The following is a 17,230-nucleotide window of genomic DNA, read 5'->3' on the forward strand; positions in this document are numbered from 1 at the left end:
GACCGCGGGCGTGAAAACCGCCGAGGCGCAGCGCTTTCCGAGGCGGTTGGAGCCGCGCGCCGCCGTTCCGTCGGCAGCAGCTCTCCCCGTCGCGTTGTTCCCGAACACCGCACTCCTCGACTACCACTCGCACCGCTGGTGACATGCACTGTCAGTCACCGCATCAGCTGGGACCGAGCACAGCGGCTAACAATCTAACCGATCAGCCGGGATGCGTCTGCGAACGTCCGGAGCAACCGCGTGGCGTGCGCCGGCGGCTGTTGGCGGCGATCGCCGCGATCCCCAGGACGTACAGTCCGGCGCCTGCCGCCACTACACCGAGGGAACGGCCGTCCGCCGGAATGACCAGGGCGGTGACGGCGACGGCGACGACGAACGTGATGTTGAAAACCGTGTCCTGCAGGGCGAATACCTGCCCGCGCCGAGCGTCGTCGACATCGATCTGCAGGGTGGCGTCGCCGGTCAGTTTCACCATCTGCCCGGCCAGGCCGAGCAGGAACGCGCCGGCCAGCAGCAGTTGGTGGGCCCGATGTTCGGCCGCACCGGTGGCGACGGTGATCGGCGGGACCAGTGTCGCCTGCACCAGCAGCGCCGCCGACAGTCCGGCGACCACCGTGCGCGGGCGCCCGAGCCGCGGAATCAGCAGCGGCGTCAGCACGGCGGCGGCGAGCATGCCCGCGGCGACGGCGGTGATCGCGACGCCGAAGCCGACGAGTCCCGAACTCGCCGACATGCCGGATTCGTTGGGGCGGCGCAGGACCAGCACCATGAGCAGGGTGTTGGCGCCGAAGACGATGCGGTGGGTGCCGACGCCGATCATCGCGGTGGTGCAATCCCGCGATTCGGCCACCGCACGGGCGCCGGTGCGCAGACCGGTGAGCACGGCGCGCACGGACTCGGCGGTCGCACCGCGCCCGGACGCACCGATTCGATGTTCGGGTCCGAGCTGATGTCGCGCGAAGCCGATCGCGGCCACCGCCGAGATCACCGACCCGCAGGCACTGGCCGCCACCGCCACCGCACCCGCGACATCGCCCGCGCCCACCGCGCCGATGATCGCCACCGCGCCCGCGGCGCCCGCTCCGGCGCATCCCGATGCCACCGTGGCCAGGACCGAATTCATCGGCACCAGCCAGCGCTGTTCCAGGACCCGCGGCAGCGACGCCGAGATTCCGGCCAGGACGAATCGGCTGATCCCGACCACCGCGAGCGCCAGCAGCAACAGCGGCGTATCGCGGATTCCGGCCCACAGCCCGACCGCGGTCACCACGATCAATACCGCCCGCAGCACGTTGGCGATCAGCAGCACCGTGCGGCGGTCCCAGCGGTCCAGCATCGCTCCGGCGTACGGTCCGATCACCGAATACGGCAGCAGCAGTACCGCGAACCCGCCCGCGATGGCCAGCGGATCGGTGGCACGTTCGGGATTGAACAGAATCGCCCCCGACAGCGCTGCTTGAAACATTCCGTCGCCGAACTGTCCGGAGAACCGGATCAGCGCCAGCCGCGGCATTCCGGGCCGGCGGACGGCGGCGGCCACCGCGGCCCGCCGCGCAGCGTCGGGTCGCATTTCGGTTCACCTCCGGATCAATGTGCGGGGCCGGTGCACAGCCACGGTAGAATCTACCCGGCGGCCTCGACAGCAGCTCGAGAGGAGGACCCCCGTTGTCCACACTCACGACACCACACATCGATGTTCATCGCGCCGGCGATCGCATGAAAACCCGTGTGGCATGGCTGGATTCGAAGCATTCGTTCTCGTTCGGCGAGCATTACGATCCGGAGAACACCCATCACGGGCTGCTGCTGGTGAACAACGAGGACATCGTGTTGCCGGGCGAGGGATTCGACACTCATCCGCATCGCGATATGGAAATTGTCACCTGGGTTCTGAACGGTTCTCTGGTGCATCAGGATTCGCTCGGACATGCCGGTGTCATCTATCCCGGATTGGCACAGCGAATGAGCGCGGGAACCGGAATTCTGCATTCGGAAAAGAATGATTCGTGGCGTCTTCCGCCGGAACAGGGCGGCACGTCGCCGCATTCCGAAGCGGTTCATTTCGTGCAGATGTGGGTAGTACCGGATGAGCCGGGAATTACTCCCGGATATCAGCAACTGGAAATCGACGACGAACTGGACCGCGGCGGTCTGATCACGGTCGCCACGGGTATGCCGCGCTATCGCGATCGCACCGCGATCGCGATCAGCAGCAGCCATTCCGCCCTGCACGTCGGGCGGATGCCCGGTGCGGCGGGAGCTGCCGCGGGGCAGGCGATCACCCTCCCCGAGGCGCCCTACCTGCATGTCTTCGTCGCCCGCGGCGAGGTCGAGATGGAGGGTGTCGGAACCCTCTACGAAGGTGATGCGGTGCGGATGACCCGCAGCGGCGGGCAGCGCATCGTCGCCGAGGTTCCGGCGGAGGTCCTGGTGTGGGAAATGCACGCACGTCTCGGCGGCCAATAGAGTCGGCAGACGCGGCCGTCGAGGGCCCGTGCGTTAGAGGAGAGGACAGCGATGACCGAGAATCCACCGCCCGGGAACTATCCCCCGCCGGAACCGTATCCGCAGTCGGGCGGCGAACCCGGACGCTCGGGCGAGTACCCCGGCCGTTCGGGCGAGTATCCCGGCCACTCGGGCGAATATCCCCAGCAGCCGGGTCAGTATCCACAACAACCCGGCCAGTACGGCCAGCAGCCGGGGCAGCACGGCCAGCAGCCGGGGCAGTATCCGGGCGGATATCCCCCGCCGCCCGCCGGCGGCTACCCCGGCCCACCGGGACAGGGCACGTGGGAGCAGCCCAAGGGCAAGGGGCTGGCCATCACGGCGCTGGTCCTCGGCATCATCGCCCTGCTGACCTGCTGGACAGTGGTGGGCGGAATCCTGTTCGGCCTGGTCGCCCTGATCTTCGGCATCATCGCGACGGTCAAGGCTCGGCGCGGCACCGCGGCCGGCGGCGGTATGGCGATGGCCGGCCTGGTGCTGGGCCTGCTCGGGCTCATCGCCGGAATCGTGATCGCCGCGATCGGGGTCAACTTCTTCGTCAACAACGGCGGTAAGGATTTCCTCGACTGCGTGAACAAGGCCAACGGCGATCAGTCGAAGATCGACCAGTGCCAACGTGATTGGAATCAGACGCTGGAGAACAAGTACAGCGTGACCCTGAGTCCGCGGCCGACCTCCTGATCGGCCGGGTCAGTACGGGTCCGGCCGGCACTGGCGGGTTGCGGTGAGCACCTCGGCCAGTTCCGGCCGGTAGTCGCCGTGCGGCGAATCGATCCACACCCGGTATCCGGTGCGTTCGTCGGCCGGTGAGGGCAGCACGATGGTGGTGCCCGGGGCGACCAGCGCGGCGCAGCGATGGAACATATCGGACGCGATCGCGGCGTCGGTGGCCGATTCGTCGACATGTCCGGTCAGGAAGGTCCAGCGTGCCGACCGTGGATGTCCGATGATCGGCCCGCGATGTCCGCGCACGGTGAGGTATTCGCGAATCGGAGCTCCGAGGGCGGCCGGCACGGTGATCGCGCCGACCGGGCCTATTTCCAACAGGATGCGACCTCGTACCGGTTCGACGATCCCGTAGAGCCCGTTCTCTTTGCGGTAGCGACGACAGCGGACCAGCGCTTCTTGGGTGACTGCGCGCGGCGCGGTGGTGATGGTGGTGATATTCGGTTCGATCGCGCCGGCCATCGGGTCGCGCGTGCTCATGGCGAACCTCGTCTCGTCGTCGAGTGCAGTGCCACCGATACGCAGACCGTATCGCCGTACAGTTGAAATGACAATAGTCACGGGCGTGTCGCGGTGGCCGGCGTAGCATCTGCCCGCATGGCCCCTACCTCGCCAGTGGTCGCCCGGTGGGAATTGGTCCGTCGCCTGCGCGAACTCCGCGAACATCGTGGCTTCGACTCGGCCGGCTTCGCCCGCGCGGTGGGGTTCACCCCGGCCAATTGGTCGCACGTGGAGAAGGGCCGCCGGGTGCTGACCGCCAACACCATCGGTCCGGTGCTGGACCTGCTCGCGGTCGGCGAACAGGAACGTGCGGAACTGCTCGCCCTGCTGGCGGCCGGGCGAGAGCGCGGCTGGTGGACGCGATCGGCCCTGATCGGCCCGGAACTGCAGCGCTATTACGGGATGGAGTACGGCGCGGACGGTATTCGCAGCTACGACAGCCTCGTGATCCCCGGGATGCTGCAGACGGAGGCCTATGCGCGAGCGCTGATCGCCGCCGATGTGATGATCCGTCCGGCGCAGGTCGAACAGCTGGTCGCGATGCGGATGCGCCGCCGCAAGCGGTTGCACGGGCACGATCCCGTCGCCCTCACCGCCGTGGTCGGCGAGGCGACCCTGTTGCAGCAGGTCGGCGGCCAGGCAGTGCTGTGTGCGCAGCTGGAGTATCTGGCCGGGCTGTTGCGCACCAGGCCGAACGTGGACATCCGGGTCATCCCGTTCGCGGCTCCCGACGGCGCGATCCTCGGCGGGGCGAGTTTTCATCTGCTGGACTTCGCCTCCGAGTACCTGCCGACCTTCGGCTGGGCCGAGAGCGCGGTCTTCGGCGCGCCGGTCGACAATCCCGACCAGGTGCACGATCTGGCGTTCGCATTCGTGCGAGCGCTCGATCAATCCCTCACTCGCACAGAGTCATTGGCGCTGATCGAGAAATACGCAGCCGTGTAAACTCCCGCCCATGCCCACCCCCGCGAGGTATCGGCCGGAGGTCACACCCTGGTTCACCTCCACGCGCACCAACAACGGCAACCAGTGCGTCGAGGTCCGTTTCGACGGTGACGCGGTGCAGATCCGCGACAGCAAATACCGCCGTGATCCCGCGAACAGACCCGAGCGCGAGCCGATCATCACCGTCGACGCGCCTGCCTGGATGGCTTTCCTGCGCCGGGTCCTGCACGGTGACAGCGAGGGTGACCTGCACGTTCGCCCCGCGGCGGACGGTGGCACGGTTCTGGTCCACGACACCACCGCACTGTCGTTCACTCCCGGCGAGTGGCGGGCGTTCCTGGCCGGCGCCCGGGACGGCGAATTCGACCGCATCCCGGCGGCGACCACCGCACCGGGCTGAATGCGGCGGCGGCGCGTCGCCGTCGTCGGCATACTGGAGGTCGTGACTTTCGACGTGACGACTCCCTCGGGCATCGATCTGACCTATCGCGACGACGCTGTGCGGGTGCAGGACGACCTGTTCGCGCACGTCAACGGCAAATGGCTGGACACCTACGACATTCCCGCCGATCGCGCGGTCGACGGAGCGTTCCGCACCCTCTACGACCAGGCCGAACTGGACGTCAAGAAGATCATCCAGGACCTGGCGGCCGGAACCGTTGCCTCGGTGCCGGACGAGGAGGAGGCACGCAAGATCGCCGACCTCTACAACAGCTTCATGGACGAGGAGGCGGTCGAGGCCGCCGCGCTCACCCCGATCGCCGGGGAACTGGCCGCGGTACGCGAGGTGAAGGATCGCGGTGAGCTGGCTGTGCTGCTGGGCCGGCTGCAGCGCACCGGTGTGGGCGGGGCGGTCGGCGCCTACGTCGATACCGACGACAAGAATTCGCAGCGTTATCTGGTCAACCTGACCCAGTCCGGGCTCGGCCTGCCGGACGAATCGTATTACCGCAACGACGATTACGCCGAGATCCGCACCAAATACGTCGAGCACATCCGGCGCATGTTCCAGCTGGCCGCGCTCGAGTACGATCCGCAGCGCGTCTTCGAGCTGGAGCGCAAACTGGCCGCGGGACATTGGGATGTGGTGCGCCGCCGCGACGCCGAATTGAGTTACAACCTCACCACTTTCGCCGACCTCGCCGCCGCGAATCCGGAATTCGACTGGGCCGCCTGGACCGAGGAGCTGGCTGCGGGAGTCTCGGCCTCCGGCACCGAGCTGTTCGCCGAAGTCATTGTGCGCCAGCCCGATTACGCGCGTACCTTCGCGCAGCTGTGGGCCGCGGAGCCGCTCGGGGACTGGCAGGCGTGGGCGAGCTGGCGGGTGCTGCGGGCACGTGCGCCGTATCTGACCGCCGCGATCGTCGAGGAGAGTTTCGACTTCTACGGTCGCACCCTCACCGGCGCTCAGGAGAATCGCGAGCGCTGGAAGCGCGGCGTCTCGCTGGTGCAGGATCTGCTCGGCGAAGCGGTCGCGAAAATCTATGTCGCCGAACACTTCCCGCCCGAGGCCAAACAGCGGATGCAGGAGTTGGTGGCGAACCTGATCGAGGCCTACCGCCGCAACATCAGCGAACTGGAGTGGATGAGCCCGCAGACCCGCGAGGCCGCGCTGGCCAAGTTGGAGCGGTTCACTCCCAAGATCGGCTACCCCGACACCTGGCGCGACTATTCCGCGGTCCGCGTCGATCCCGCCGATCCGGTCGGCAACTACCGCAGTGGCTACGCCGCCGACCACGACCGTGATATGAACAAGCTCGGCGGCCCGGTCGATCGCGGCGAGTGGTTCATGACGCCGCAGACGGTGAACGCCTACTACAACCCGGGCATGAACGAGATCGTGTTCCCGGCGGCGATTCTGCAACCGCCGTTCTTCGACATGAACGCCGACGACGCCGCCAACTACGGTGGCATCGGTGCGGTGATCGGGCACGAGATCGGCCACGGCTTCGACGACCAGGGCAGCAAGTACGACGGCGACGGCAATATGGTCGACTGGTGGACCGAAACCGATCGCTCCGAATTCGGTAAGCGCACCAAGGCGTTGATCGATCAGTACAACCAATTCGAGCCGAAGGCGCTGCCCGGCCACACCGTCAACGGCGAATTCACCATCGGCGAGAACATCGGCGACCTGGGTGGTCTCTCGATCGCGTTGGAGGCCTACAAGATCTCACTCGACGGCGCGGAGCCGCCGGTGATCGACGGACTGACCGGACTGCAGCGAGTGTTCTTCGGCTGGGCGCAGGTGTGGCGCACGAAGGCCCGCGACGAGGAGGCGATCCGCCGGCTGGCCGTCGACCCGCATTCTCCGCCGGAGTTCCGGTGCAACGGTGTGGTTCGCAATCTGGACGGATTCCACGAGGCGTTCGATGTCGAACCGGGTGACGCATTGTACCTGGAACCCACCGAGCGCGTGCGGATCTGGTGACTACCGCGGTAGTTTCGGTTCGATCTGCCGGTCGTAGATGGTCTGCAGCCGATCGGTGATATCGGCGAAGGCCGACGTCACGTCCCGGTTCTGCAATCCGATCTGTTCCAGCCCGGTGCCGATGATCTGATCGGCGCCGGGCAGGAACACCCGGGCGTAGTCCTGCGAACGCGTCAGCGGCAGCTGGTCGACGGCGGTCGCGAAATTGCGGTTGGCGGCGAGGAATTGCTGTTCCGACGGATCGTGGACCGCCGACTTGCGCACCGGGATGTAACCCGTCGCCTGCGAAAAATAGGCGGTGTTCACCGGATTCGTGATGAACTCGATGAAGCGTAGTGCGTTGGCCTTGCGCTGATCGGAGATGCGCGACGGAATCGCCAGTCCCGCACCGCCGGTGGTGCATCCCGGCCCGTTCGGATGCGGCAGGAATGCCGTGGCGAAGTCGAGTTTGCCCGCCGCATTGGCGACGATGCCCTTGATATCGCCGGTGGAGGTGATGGCCGAGCCCACCACCCCGGTGCCGAAATCCACGGCCAGCTGCGGGCGGATGGCGGCGTAGTGTTTGCGATTGATCATGTCGCGCAGGAAGTTTCCGGCCTCGACCGTGCGGGGATCGGAGAACTTCAGTGTCCACCGATCCGAGTAGGCCCCGCCGAAGGTCCAGTTCGGTCCTTGAAATGTCCAGGCCAGATAGTTCTTGGCATCGCCCCAGCCGTGGGCCCACTTCCCCGCGCCGATGGCACGTTGCAGTTCCGGTCCCCATTCGTCGAATTCCTGCCAGCTCCGCGGGCCGCGGTCGGGCAGTCCGGCGCGGGCCCACAGACCGCGGTTGTAGCAGAAGATCTGCGTCGAGCGCGCATACGGCAGCGCCCACAGTTTTCCCGCGAACCGGTAGTCGTCGACGAAGCTGTCGACGTAGTCCGCCAGCGGCACTGCGGCGGCCGCGATGTGCTCGTCGAGCGGTTCGATGGCCTTGTTCAACGCGTAGTTGAACCACCAGACGTCCGAGAGCACAACGACATCCGGCAGGGCGCCGCCCGTCAGCGCGGCATTGAACTTCTGCGCCACTTCTTCGTAGTTGCGCCCGGCGTCCACCAGCTTCACAGTCAGATCGGGATGCTGCGCGTGGAACCGGTTGATCAGCTCGGTTTCCTGATTCTTCGAGGTGCCCGGATGATTCGACCAGAAGATGATCGTATTCGGATCGCCGCCGACGCCGGTGCTGCCACCCATTCCCGCACACGCCGACAGGGCCAGCCCGGCGGCCACCGAGGTGGCGGTGAGAAATCCGCGACGGGTCAGTGTGCGCGGTCGGGTCACGGGCACTCTCCTCGAGCGAATCATCCTTTGACGGCACCGGTGGTGAGGCCCTTGATCATGTGCCGCTGCAGCAGCACGAACACCACCAGAATCGGCAGCATGGTCAGCAGGGTGCCGGCCATCACCGGCCCCCAGTTGGTGACACTGGGATTTTCGGTGTTCTGTAGCAGTGTCAAGCCGACGGGCAGGGTCGCGACGCCGGAGTCGTCGGCCATCAGGAACGGCCACAGATACTCGTTCCATTCGTTGACGAGCGTGACCACCGCGAAAGCCACCATCGTCGGGCCGGACATCGGCAGTACCACCCGGATCAGCAGCTGCCACCAGTTCGCACCGTCGACGCGCGCCGCCTCGACCACCGAAACCGGCAGGGAGAGAAAGTGGTTACGCATCAGGAAGGTGCCGAATGCCACCCCGCACAGCGGCACGATGATGCCCAGCAGCGTATTGCGCCAACCCAGCTGGGCGATCAGCGCGTAGTTGGAGATCACGGTGATCTGATTGGGCACCATCAGCGCGGCGATGATCGCCAGGAAGATCAGCGTCTTCCCCGGAAAGCGCAGGAAGACGAGGCCGTAGGCGCTGAATACGCCCAGCGCGAATTTGACCGCGGAGACGACGGTGGTGACGATCAGCGAGTTGCGGAGGAAGGTCCAGAACGGCAGCGTGGTCGTGGCCTCGCGGTAGTTCTCCGGATGCCAGCTACGCGGCCACCATACCGCCGGCTGGGTGTAGATATCGGGCCGCGCCTTGAACGAGGTGATCAGAATCCAGAACAGCGGCACCCCGACGACGATCAGCACACACATCATCGCCGCGTAGCCGAAAACCGTTGCCAGCAGGCGTTTCCGCTGTCGACCGCGGGTGGCCGGCGCTACCGTCGTGCTCGTCATTCGTCTCGATCCATCACTCGTACCTGGAGCAGCGTGATGATCAGCAGCACCACGAACATGATCGTCGCGACCGTCGCCCCGTATCCGGCGCGGAAATTGCGGAAGCTTTCCTGGTAGACCTGATAGACCATGGTCGTCGTACCGGTGCCCAGCGGCCCGCCGCGCGTCATCACGTTGATGATGTCGAACACCTGCAGCGAATTCAGCATGACCGTGATCGACAGGAAGAATGTGGTGGGCCGCAGCTGCGGCAGCAGGACGCGGGTGAAGGTGGTCCACCGTCCGGCGCCGTCGATCGCGGCCGCCTCCAACAGGTCACGCTGGACACCCTGCAGCGCGGCCAGGTAGATGACGAAGGTGTAGCCCAGGTTCTTCCAGATGTAGGTCACGGTCACCATGAACAGCGCCCAGTGCGGTTCCTGATAGAAATCCGGCACATCGGTGATGCCGATGCGGTGCAGCAGATCCTGCACCAGGCCGAAGCCCGGATCGAAGATGAACTGGAACGCCACCCCGATCGCCGCGCCGGAGATCACGAACGGGGCGAAGATCACCGAGCGAACCACGTTGCGGCCGAACAGTTTCCGATCGAGCAGCAGGGCCAGCCCGAGACCCAGCACCATACTGCCGCCGACCGCGAAGACGGTGAAGATCACGGTATTGCCGACGATCTGCCAGGTGTCCGCCCGTGTCCACCACTCGCGGTAGTTGCGCACTCCGACGAAGTGCGCGAAGGGTTCGGCGAGATTCCAGTCGGTGAACGACAGCCGGATGTTGTCGATCAGCGGGCGATAGACGAACAGCCCCAGCAGCACCAGGTTCGGCACCACCAACACGAAGAACAGCCCGTAATCCCCCCACGGCCGCCGCCGTCCCCGGTTCTGCGGCAGTACTCGCTCCGGGCGGCTCCGCACCACCGCGGTCTGCCCGCCCCCAGCGAACGCCCGGAGAACCCCAGGCACCGAACCCCTGAACTCTCGACCGGGCGTCGGACGATCATTCTCGGACACCCCGGCCATGAGCAGATCCTAGAAGTCCGACACCGCGACGGCCGCCCTTTCCGGAAACTCCGAGCCCGCCGTCACCACCCGAACACGGCAATGCCCAGCAAGCCACCCCGAAACCGCCAACGAACGCGGAGAGGCGGAGGAGCCTAGCTCCAGTCGCCCATACCGTCACCGGCGCTGAAGTTTCCGGTGGAGTTCGTCACCACCACGGGATCGCCCTTCTGCGCGTTCTCGAAGAACCACTGGGCATCCTCGGTGCTGACGTTCAGGCAGCCGTGACTGGAGTCGGACACGCCCTGCTGGGCGAGCGACCACGGGGCGGCGTGGACGAAGATGCCGCTGTTGGACAGCCGGGTCGCGTACTCGACCTCGAGCTTGTAGCCCTGCGGATCGGTGATCGGAACCCCGTAGGTCGAGGAGTCCATGATCATCTTCCGGTTCTTCTCCCCGACGTAGTAGGTGCCGTTGGGGGTTTCGTGATCCTTCTTGCCCATCGAGGTCGGCATGGTCTTGACGACCTCGCCGTTGCGGGTGACGGTGATCGTGTGGGTCGCGTCGTCGGCGGTGGCGACGACCGCGTCACCCACCTTGTAGGCGACCTGGGTGCCGCCGGCCTCGACGGTGATGTCGGAGTTGGCGGGCCAGAACTCCTCCGGCCGCCACCGCACCTGCTTGTCACCGCGCCAGTAGAAGTGGCCGTGGGTGGCGTTGCTGGAGGTGATCCGGATGGCCTTCTCGGCCGCGGCGTGGTCGCCGACCGGATCCTTGAAGTTGATGATGATGGGCTGCGCGACGCCGACCACGTCGCCGTCGCCGGGGCTGATGCTCGGCGCGGCGAAATTCGCCTGCGGCAGCGGCGGCGGGTTCTTCACCGGCGCGGCACCGGGTTCGGGCTGCGGCGCCTGCACGACGGCCGGAGCGCCGGGGACGTCGGGCCCACCGGGCCACAGCGGCGCGGCCGAGGCGGGCGCCATGGCGATGGCACCGGCGGCGGTCACCGCCAAGGAGGTCGCCGCGAGGGCTAACAGGCCGGTCCGCTTGGACAGGCTGGTCTCGTCCCGAACGGGCTTCCGACAGGTTGTGGTGCGCACAGCCGTTTCGTCCTCTCCCACCTAGATCGCGCGCCACGGCGCACAGGAATATTCGCGCGCGGGTGCGCGAACGGTCTATCAGGCCCCGGCCCGGCCTCCATTACTACATCTCTCGCGGGCATCGGCCAATTGCGTTCCGCCAGTTATGAAGTCCGCACCGCACCTGTGTGATCCGTCACCGTGGCCGAGTGGCGTAGTGGTGACAGGGTGAAAGTCCCGTTCGCATCGGCGAGTCGGGTTCGAGGTCCGGGTGGGTGGATAAGAGCCGGATCGCCACCCAGCAAACCTCCTTGTGAGGCAAATCACTTCAGGGGTGGCGGATTCCCTCCACCGTGAAGCGGATCCCGCGATGCGGACCGGTGGCGATGTTGTGCGGCACCGAGCGCGGAATTCGGCCATGACGATAGCGCGGGAGCAGCGACAACTCGACCCGACTCACGATGGTGGCGAGCGCGATTCGCAACTCGTAGTCGGCCAGGGTGGCGCCGAGACAGCGGCGATGGCCGCCGCCGTAGGGCAGGTATTCGAACGGTCCGTACCGGCGGTCCAGGAAACGCTCCGGCCGGAACCGCTCGGGCTCGTCCCAGGTATCGGGATCGGAGTGTACGAGCGGGATCGCGACCCCCATCGTGTCCCCCTCGGCCAACTCCACCCCGCACACCGTGTGCGGTCCGGTGAGCCGCCGCAGCACGATCGGCACCGGCGGGTGCAGTCGCAAAGTCTCCTGGCACACCGCATTCAGATACGGCAGACCGGCCAGCTCCTCGGGATCGGCGTCGGGCCCCGCGGCACTGACTTCGGCGCGCAGCCGGGCCAGCGCGCCGGGATCGCGGTGCAACCGGAACAGCGCCCACACCAGACTCGTGGCCGTGGTCTCGTGACCGGCTACCAACAGCGTGCGCAGCTGTTCGCGCAGATCGGCATCGCTCACCCCGCTGCCGTCCTCGTAGCGAGCGGTCGACAGCACACCGAGCGCACCGTCACCGGGCGTGCCGGACATCCGCCGGGCGGCGATATCGGCGTCGAGCAGTGCGTCCAGCCGGGTGCGCGCCCGCGCGAATCGGTCCCACGGCGACAAACCGAATGCGCTGTGCCGCAACGCGGGAACGAGCATCAGCGGTCCGGTGAAGGCGGTGAGGAATTCGCCGACCGCGGCGGTGTAGGTGTCGCGCCGGCGCGAATCGTCGGTGCCGAAGATCAGCGTGAGGATCACCCGCAGCGTCAGCGCCCGCGCCGCCACCCGCGCATCGATCGTCGTTCCCGGCAGCCACGCGGGACCGGCGCCGGCGCCCGCGAGTTCGTCGCGAGTGCTGTCCCGAATTACCGTGCCGTACTGCGTAATTCGCGCGCGATGAAATGCGGGCGTCAGCACCGTGCGATCATTGCGATGACGCTGATCACGAGCGAGTATCAATGAGGCCGAACCGATTAGCGGTTCAATGGGATTCGGTTGTGGCGGATGCAGAATTCCGATCGGCGACCGGAGAAATTCTTTCGTGCCGCCCGGTGTCCCCGTGAACAATACCGCGCCGAATCCCGGGAAGCGGACCAGAAACGGATAGCCGTCGTGCGCGCGGCGCAGCCGGAAGTACCGATCGAAATCGATTCCGGCCGCCAGCGCGTGCGCCGCGACCCACCGCGGTTGCCGGGGTGCGGCCCGTTCGCCGGAAATCTGCGGGGTGCGATGCCGGCCTGCTGTTGCTGCGCGCATACCCAGCACACGAAGCAGTCACGGCCCGGGTTCGATGCGGTCCGCGCCCTGTCAGCCGAGTGCCGCGCGGGTCTCCGCCGCCAATCGGGCCAGCCGCCCGTCGCCGATCGTGTTCAGCGAATTACCCAGGCGATTGGTGACGAAGGCGACCGACATGCCCGATTCCGGATCGGCGAACGCGCCGGAACCACCCACGCCGTAGTGGCCGAACGCACGGCGCAGCGGGCGCCGGGAGGCGATCGGCGGCCGATGGTATCCCAGCGTGAACGGCACGGGTACGCCGATGACGTAGTCGCGATGTTCGCTGCGTTGCACATGATTGATGTTCTCGATGGTTTCCGGGCGCAACAGCGGTTCGCTCCAGGCGCCGTCCGGCAGCAGCACCCGGCCCTCGTTCGCCAGGGCGCCGTACATCCGGGCCAGGGCGCGAGCGGAGAACACACCGTTGAAGCCGGGCATCACCGCGTCGTGTACGCGCGGATCGCCGACCAGCACATCGAAACCGGCCGGCATCCCGGCCTCGGCGATCGCACCGACCGTGCGGCTGCGGGCGATCACCTTCGAGGCGGTATCCCAGCGCAGCCCGGGAATACGCAACCGCGGGAAGGTGCGGGCAATGCGGTACCGCTCGGACTCGGGCACCCGGTACCAGAACTCCTCGGTCTGCAGCGGTTCGGCGATCTCGTGCCGCAACACCTCGGTGAACGGCTCACCGGTCGCCCGCTGCACGATCTCGGCGACCAGCCAGCCGAAGGTCACCGCGTGATATCCCGACCCCTGTAGCCGCCGCGGATCCGGTTCGGCGGCCGCCAGCGCCGCGATCATCGCGTCGTAGTCGAGGATGCCGTCGGGATCGGTCGCCAGGCCGCGCACCTTGTGGAGTCCCGCGCGATGGGTGAGCACCTCACGGACGGTGATGTCCTGCTTGCCGTTCGCGGCGAATTCCGGCCAGTATTCGGCCACCGGGGCGTCGTAATCGACCAGCCCGCGTTCGGCGATTCGATGCAGCACCGTGGCGACCACACCCTTGCCGGTGGAAAAGCTCAGGGCCACCGTGCCGGACTGCCAGCGCTGATCCGGCGCCGACCAGCCCGCCCACACATCGACGACGGGCCGCCCGTGCAGGAAGACCGCGAATGCGCCGCCGCCCCGGTTGGGCCGGGGGAACAGCCGGAAGAAATGGTGCACGACCGGCACGAATCGTGGGTCGATGACCATCTGCGGTGCGTCGTCGCTATCGGCGGCCCCCGCTACCTGCGCCGCTTCCACCTCCGCTGCCTGCCGCGAACGTGCCGAATCCACCTGTGTCGACCTCCTGCCGCCGCATCGTCGCGGCGTCGTTACGCCTACCCGCCAGGGTAGGTGAGCTCCTGAACCGTGCTCAGTGCGCGGCCGGGACCTGCCACAACCCGAACGGCGTCGCGAGACAGATCGCGCCGGTTCGCGAATCCCAGGCCAGCGCCGCCGAGCCGAGGCAGACCGTGCTGCGCTCACCCGAAACCACCTGCGCCTGTGAACCGTTCATCGCGAAGGAGAGCCCGATCCGGCCGGGAACGGGCTCCGGAGCGAGGGAGGTGAAGGCGAAGGCGTCGGGCCCCATCCCGACCGCGACCGGCAGTCCGGCCGCGCCCTCGCTGGCCCCGATCCCGCCGCCGGCGCCCAGGCCGAGGGCGATCGCACCCGCGGTTGCCTTGGCATAGCCGACGCCGTCGATTCCCGCCGCCCGGGCATGACCGGAATCGTCGCCCGTCGCACGGCATGCCGTGGTATCGGCGATGATCGTGATATCGCGGTTGCGGTCGGCATCGCAGTGCACGGTGGTTGCCGAGGCGGTGCCGGTGGCCCAGCACACGACGGCCCCGGCCGCGACGCCCCAACCTGTGATCGCGCTCATCACCTTCACGGAGTGCTCCTTTCGGGCCGGCAACGCTCACCATAACCGGACCCCGCGGCGGCCGACCCGATCCGCGCCGCGCGGCCGGTCCCGCCCCGGGCACGGAAACGGGCGGCGACTCGGATGTCATACCCGAATCGCCGCCCGTTACAAGGGTTGTCGTGCCGCCGATCAGATCGGCGCGTAGCCGGCCCCCACGCCACCGCGCACATTCATGTCGTTGACGATCGCCGACATGTTGGTGCCCACCTCGGGGCCGAAGCAGGCCACCGCCAGGTAGGCGTTCACCATGCCGACCAGGGTGGAGCCGACCACGACGGGGGCGCCGGAGTCGCCCTCGACGACACACATCTCGGCCCACGTCTCGTCGGTCTGGAAGACGTCGCCGAAGGCCAGGCCGCACGTATTGCCGGTGGTCCGGCCTTCCTTACAGACGATGCTGGGGAACTGGACCGGTGCCCCGACGTTGGTGATCGTCACGTTGCCGATCCGATTGACGGGAGTGACGTGGCCCGGATCGAATTGGATGACCGCATAGTCCAGGTCATGATTGGAATAGACGAAATGACCGATCACGCCGGCGCCGCGGTCCTGTTCGGACCACACCTCCGAACCCGCCTCGCCGCAGTGACCGGCGGTCAGGCCCACCAGGCGACCACCGCCGTCGTGGCCGATGGTCGTGACCGTGCACTCGAACTGGTTGTCGATGATGATTCCGGAGCCGCCGCCGATCACCGGCGATCCGGGACCGGCTTGCGCGACCCCCGCGCCCGTCCCGAGCAGCGCCGCGCCCAGAGCTACGGCGAAGGCGGCATGAGCCGCCCTGACGAGTTTGTTGAACATTTCCCTCCAGACGTCGGAAGTCCGCACGATATCAGCCTTGTCGTACTACATCCTTGCAGTTCTCGGGCCCGAGTGCGCCCGGTATCGCCATGCAGTTTGCTGGATCGATGCCGTGGCCGCGCGAGGACACGTACGAGGCCGACGAGATGCGACACCTGCTCACGACGACCGCTGTTTCGCGGGTACTCGCTATAGGCTTTCGTCAGTATTCGGGGCAAATCTTAATAACGAGAATTTCAATCCGATAAAAGGGGGATCGGGTCGCGAGTTGGACATTCGATCAAGAAACTAGAACCTGTTCTAGGAAATGGTCGTGTCCATTGTGATCGATACCAGTCGGGTGGGCGCGATCACAGGCCCGGAACCAACGTGATCTGGGTCTATGACCACAGCCACACTTTGTGCTGTGTTTTTCCTAACTCCGTAGTAAGGTGCCTCAAGCGAAACAGTCGTCGGGGCGGGTAACCGGCGTCGAGAGGGGTAGCCAGTGCAAGTCACCAACGGTCCGGACGGGTCGGGGGCAATTAGTTCACCATCGAGAATGAGTGCCGCGGCGGACTGGACGAAGGCGTACTGGCAGGATCACCCCAAGCGGTCCCTCGAGACCTTCGGTCGACAGATCACGATGGGCTTCTCCGCGGTCGCGGAACTGTTCGTCGCCATCTTCCGTCGTCGCTTCCCGTTCGGTGAATTCGTCCGGCAGTGCGCATTCATGGCCAGTGTCGCCGCCGCGCCCACTTTGCTGGTCGCCATTCCGATCGGCGTCATCGTCTCCATTCAGGTGGGTTCGGTCGCGCAGCAGGTCGGCGCCACCTCGTTCATCGGCGCGGCCAACGGGCTGGGCATCATTCAGCAGGGCGCGCCGCTGGTCACCTCGCTCATGATCGCCGGCGCCGTCGGCTCGGCGATCTGCGCCGACCTCGGCTCCCGCACCATCCGCGAGGAAATCGACGCCATGAAAGTCATGGGCGTCGACCCGATGCGCCGGCTCGTGGCCCCCCGGCTCGGCGCCGCCATGCTGGTGTCGGTGCTGCTGTGCGGCTTCGTGATCTTCGTCGGCTTCCTGACCGGCTATATCTTCAACATCTTCGCCCAGAACGGCACCCCCGGCTCCTATATCGGCACGTTCGCGTCGTTCGCGGTGACCAGCGATTTGCTGGTGGCGTTGATCAAATCCCTGATCTTCGGCCTGCTGGCCGCGATCATCGCGTGTGATTCGGGCTTGAACACCCGCGGCGGCCCGGGCGGTGTCGCGAACTCGGTCAACACCGCCGTGGTGTTGTCCGCGCTGATGCTGTTCGGCACGAACCTGATCATCACGCAGATCTACAACGCCCTGTTCCCCCCACAGATGGTTTGAGCC

General features: G+C 66.7%; 16 protein-coding genes. 6 read left to right on the top strand and 10 right to left on the bottom strand.

The annotated features are described in order from the left end of the window. Positions 1 to 202: 202 nt before the first annotated feature. Positions 203 to 1,570 (bottom strand): MFS transporter, encoded by a 1,368-nt coding sequence (locus NMI01S_RS05800; protein WP_062994954.1) that lies wholly within the window; start codon positions 1,568 to 1,570, stop codon positions 203 to 205. A gap of 95 nt (positions 1,571 to 1,665) precedes the next feature. Between NMI01S_RS05800 and NMI01S_RS05805 the strand changes: the two genes are divergently transcribed. Next, complete coding sequence (locus tag NMI01S_RS05805; RefSeq protein WP_036507411.1) at positions 1,666 to 2,466, top strand: pirin family protein; 801 nt, start codon at positions 1,666 to 1,668, stop codon at positions 2,464 to 2,466. A 51-nt stretch (positions 2,467 to 2,517) separates the two neighbouring features. Next, the gene (locus tag NMI01S_RS05810; RefSeq protein WP_084512490.1) at positions 2,518 to 3,186 is read left to right on the top strand and encodes a DUF4190 domain-containing protein; all 669 of its coding nucleotides are present in this window, start codon (positions 2,518 to 2,520) and stop codon (positions 3,184 to 3,186) included. A 9-nt stretch (positions 3,187 to 3,195) separates the two neighbouring features. Here NMI01S_RS05810 and NMI01S_RS05815 read toward each other — a convergent pair whose 3' ends face one another. Further along, the gene (locus NMI01S_RS05815) at positions 3,196 to 3,711 is read right to left on the bottom strand and encodes a hypothetical protein (protein ID WP_245716720.1); all 516 of its coding nucleotides are present in this window, start codon (positions 3,709 to 3,711) and stop codon (positions 3,196 to 3,198) included. A gap of 117 nt (positions 3,712 to 3,828) precedes the next feature. On the opposite strand from NMI01S_RS05815, the gene NMI01S_RS05820 reads away from it, so the two are divergent. Genes NMI01S_RS05820 through NMI01S_RS05830 form a run of 3 tightly spaced genes read left to right on the top strand, consistent with a single transcriptional unit; the run spans position 3,829 to position 7,108 of the window. Continuing rightward, positions 3,829 to 4,677, top strand: a complete 849-nt coding sequence (locus tag NMI01S_RS05820; RefSeq protein ID WP_062994955.1) for a DUF5753 domain-containing protein — start codon at positions 3,829 to 3,831, stop codon at positions 4,675 to 4,677. Between the two features lie 10 nt (positions 4,678 to 4,687). After that, positions 4,688 to 5,077 carry a DUF397 domain-containing protein gene (locus NMI01S_RS05825; RefSeq protein ID WP_062994956.1) on the top strand — a complete coding sequence of 130 codons (390 nt, stop codon included), beginning with the start codon at positions 4,688 to 4,690 and terminating at the stop codon, positions 5,075 to 5,077. Then, a complete protein-coding gene (locus NMI01S_RS05830; protein WP_167669870.1) occupies positions 5,078 to 7,108 on the top strand; it encodes a M13 family metallopeptidase in 2,031 nt (676 codons plus the stop codon). Here NMI01S_RS05830 and NMI01S_RS05835 read toward each other — a convergent pair whose 3' ends face one another. The 8 genes from NMI01S_RS05835 to NMI01S_RS05870 form a co-directional block, all read right to left on the bottom strand. Next, positions 7,109 to 8,428: an ABC transporter substrate-binding protein gene (locus tag NMI01S_RS05835; protein WP_245716721.1), complete on the bottom strand. Its 1,320-nt coding sequence runs from the start codon at positions 8,426 to 8,428 to the stop codon at positions 7,109 to 7,111. Between the two features lie 20 nt (positions 8,429 to 8,448). Continuing rightward, the gene (locus tag NMI01S_RS05840; protein ID WP_062994958.1) at positions 8,449 to 9,321 is read right to left on the bottom strand and encodes a carbohydrate ABC transporter permease; all 873 of its coding nucleotides are present in this window, start codon (positions 9,319 to 9,321) and stop codon (positions 8,449 to 8,451) included. Continuing rightward, positions 9,318 to 10,283: a carbohydrate ABC transporter permease gene (locus NMI01S_RS05845; RefSeq protein WP_439956228.1), complete on the bottom strand. Its 966-nt coding sequence runs from the start codon at positions 10,281 to 10,283 to the stop codon at positions 9,318 to 9,320. Before NMI01S_RS05845 ends, NMI01S_RS05840 begins: the two co-directional genes overlap by 4 nt. Before the next feature lie 191 nt (positions 10,284 to 10,474). Next, positions 10,475 to 11,374: a L,D-transpeptidase gene (locus tag NMI01S_RS05850; RefSeq protein WP_062995104.1), complete on the bottom strand. Its 900-nt coding sequence runs from the start codon at positions 11,372 to 11,374 to the stop codon at positions 10,475 to 10,477. A gap of 352 nt (positions 11,375 to 11,726) precedes the next feature. Further along, on the bottom strand, positions 11,727 to 13,130 hold the full coding sequence (locus tag NMI01S_RS05855) for a cytochrome P450 (RefSeq protein ID WP_084512563.1): 1,404 nt from the start codon (positions 13,128 to 13,130) through the stop codon (positions 11,727 to 11,729). A gap of 51 nt (positions 13,131 to 13,181) precedes the next feature. Further along, positions 13,182 to 14,348, bottom strand: coding sequence for a serine hydrolase domain-containing protein (locus tag NMI01S_RS05860; protein WP_157126056.1), 1,167 nt, complete (start codon positions 14,346 to 14,348; stop codon positions 13,182 to 13,184). 163 nt (positions 14,349 to 14,511) lie between these two features. Next, entirely contained in the window at positions 14,512 to 15,024 is a 513-nt protein-coding gene (locus NMI01S_RS05865; RefSeq protein ID WP_245716745.1) for a DUF6764 family protein, read from the bottom strand. A 171-nt stretch (positions 15,025 to 15,195) separates the two neighbouring features. Next, a complete protein-coding gene (locus tag NMI01S_RS05870; RefSeq protein ID WP_062994960.1) occupies positions 15,196 to 15,867 on the bottom strand; it encodes a chymotrypsin family serine protease in 672 nt (223 codons plus the stop codon). Between the two features lie 541 nt (positions 15,868 to 16,408). Between NMI01S_RS05870 and NMI01S_RS05875 the strand changes: the two genes are divergently transcribed. Next, complete coding sequence (locus tag NMI01S_RS05875) at positions 16,409 to 17,227, top strand: MlaE family ABC transporter permease (protein WP_030514080.1); 819 nt, start codon at positions 16,409 to 16,411, stop codon at positions 17,225 to 17,227. Positions 17,228 to 17,230 lie beyond the last annotated feature (3 nt).

This window comes from Nocardia mikamii NBRC 108933 (genome assembly GCF_001613505.1).
Lineage (GTDB): Bacteria > Actinomycetota > Actinomycetes > Mycobacteriales > Mycobacteriaceae > Nocardia > Nocardia mikamii.

Excerpts from the sequence above, each read along its gene's own strand:
- NMI01S_RS05870 (WP_062994960.1), bottom strand. The coding sequence starts at position 15,867 with ATGTTCAACAAACTCGTCAGGGCGGCTCATGCCGCCTTCGCCGTAGCT.
- NMI01S_RS05855 (WP_084512563.1), bottom strand. The coding sequence starts at position 13,130 with ATGCGCGCAGCAACAGCAGGCCGGCATCGCACCCCGCAGATTTCCGGC.
- NMI01S_RS05815 (WP_245716720.1), bottom strand. The coding sequence starts at position 3,711 with ATGAGCACGCGCGACCCGATGGCCGGCGCGATCGAACCGAATATCACC.
- NMI01S_RS05810 (WP_084512490.1), top strand. The coding sequence starts at position 2,518 with ATGACCGAGAATCCACCGCCCGGGAACTATCCCCCGCCGGAACCGTAT.
- NMI01S_RS05820 (WP_062994955.1), top strand. The coding sequence starts at position 3,829 with ATGGCCCCTACCTCGCCAGTGGTCGCCCGGTGGGAATTGGTCCGTCGC.
- NMI01S_RS05860 (WP_157126056.1), bottom strand. The coding sequence starts at position 14,348 with ATGGTCATCGACCCACGATTCGTGCCGGTCGTGCACCATTTCTTCCGG.
- NMI01S_RS05840 (WP_062994958.1), bottom strand. The coding sequence starts at position 9,321 with ATGACGAGCACGACGGTAGCGCCGGCCACCCGCGGTCGACAGCGGAAA.
- NMI01S_RS05875 (WP_030514080.1), top strand. The coding sequence starts at position 16,409 with ATGAGTGCCGCGGCGGACTGGACGAAGGCGTACTGGCAGGATCACCCC.
- NMI01S_RS05800 (WP_062994954.1), bottom strand. The coding sequence starts at position 1,570 with ATGCGACCCGACGCTGCGCGGCGGGCCGCGGTGGCCGCCGCCGTCCGC.
- NMI01S_RS05825 (WP_062994956.1), top strand. The coding sequence starts at position 4,688 with ATGCCCACCCCCGCGAGGTATCGGCCGGAGGTCACACCCTGGTTCACC.
- NMI01S_RS05865 (WP_245716745.1), bottom strand. The coding sequence starts at position 15,024 with ATGAGCGCGATCACAGGTTGGGGCGTCGCGGCCGGGGCCGTCGTGTGC.
- NMI01S_RS05830 (WP_167669870.1), top strand. The coding sequence starts at position 5,078 with ATGCGGCGGCGGCGCGTCGCCGTCGTCGGCATACTGGAGGTCGTGACT.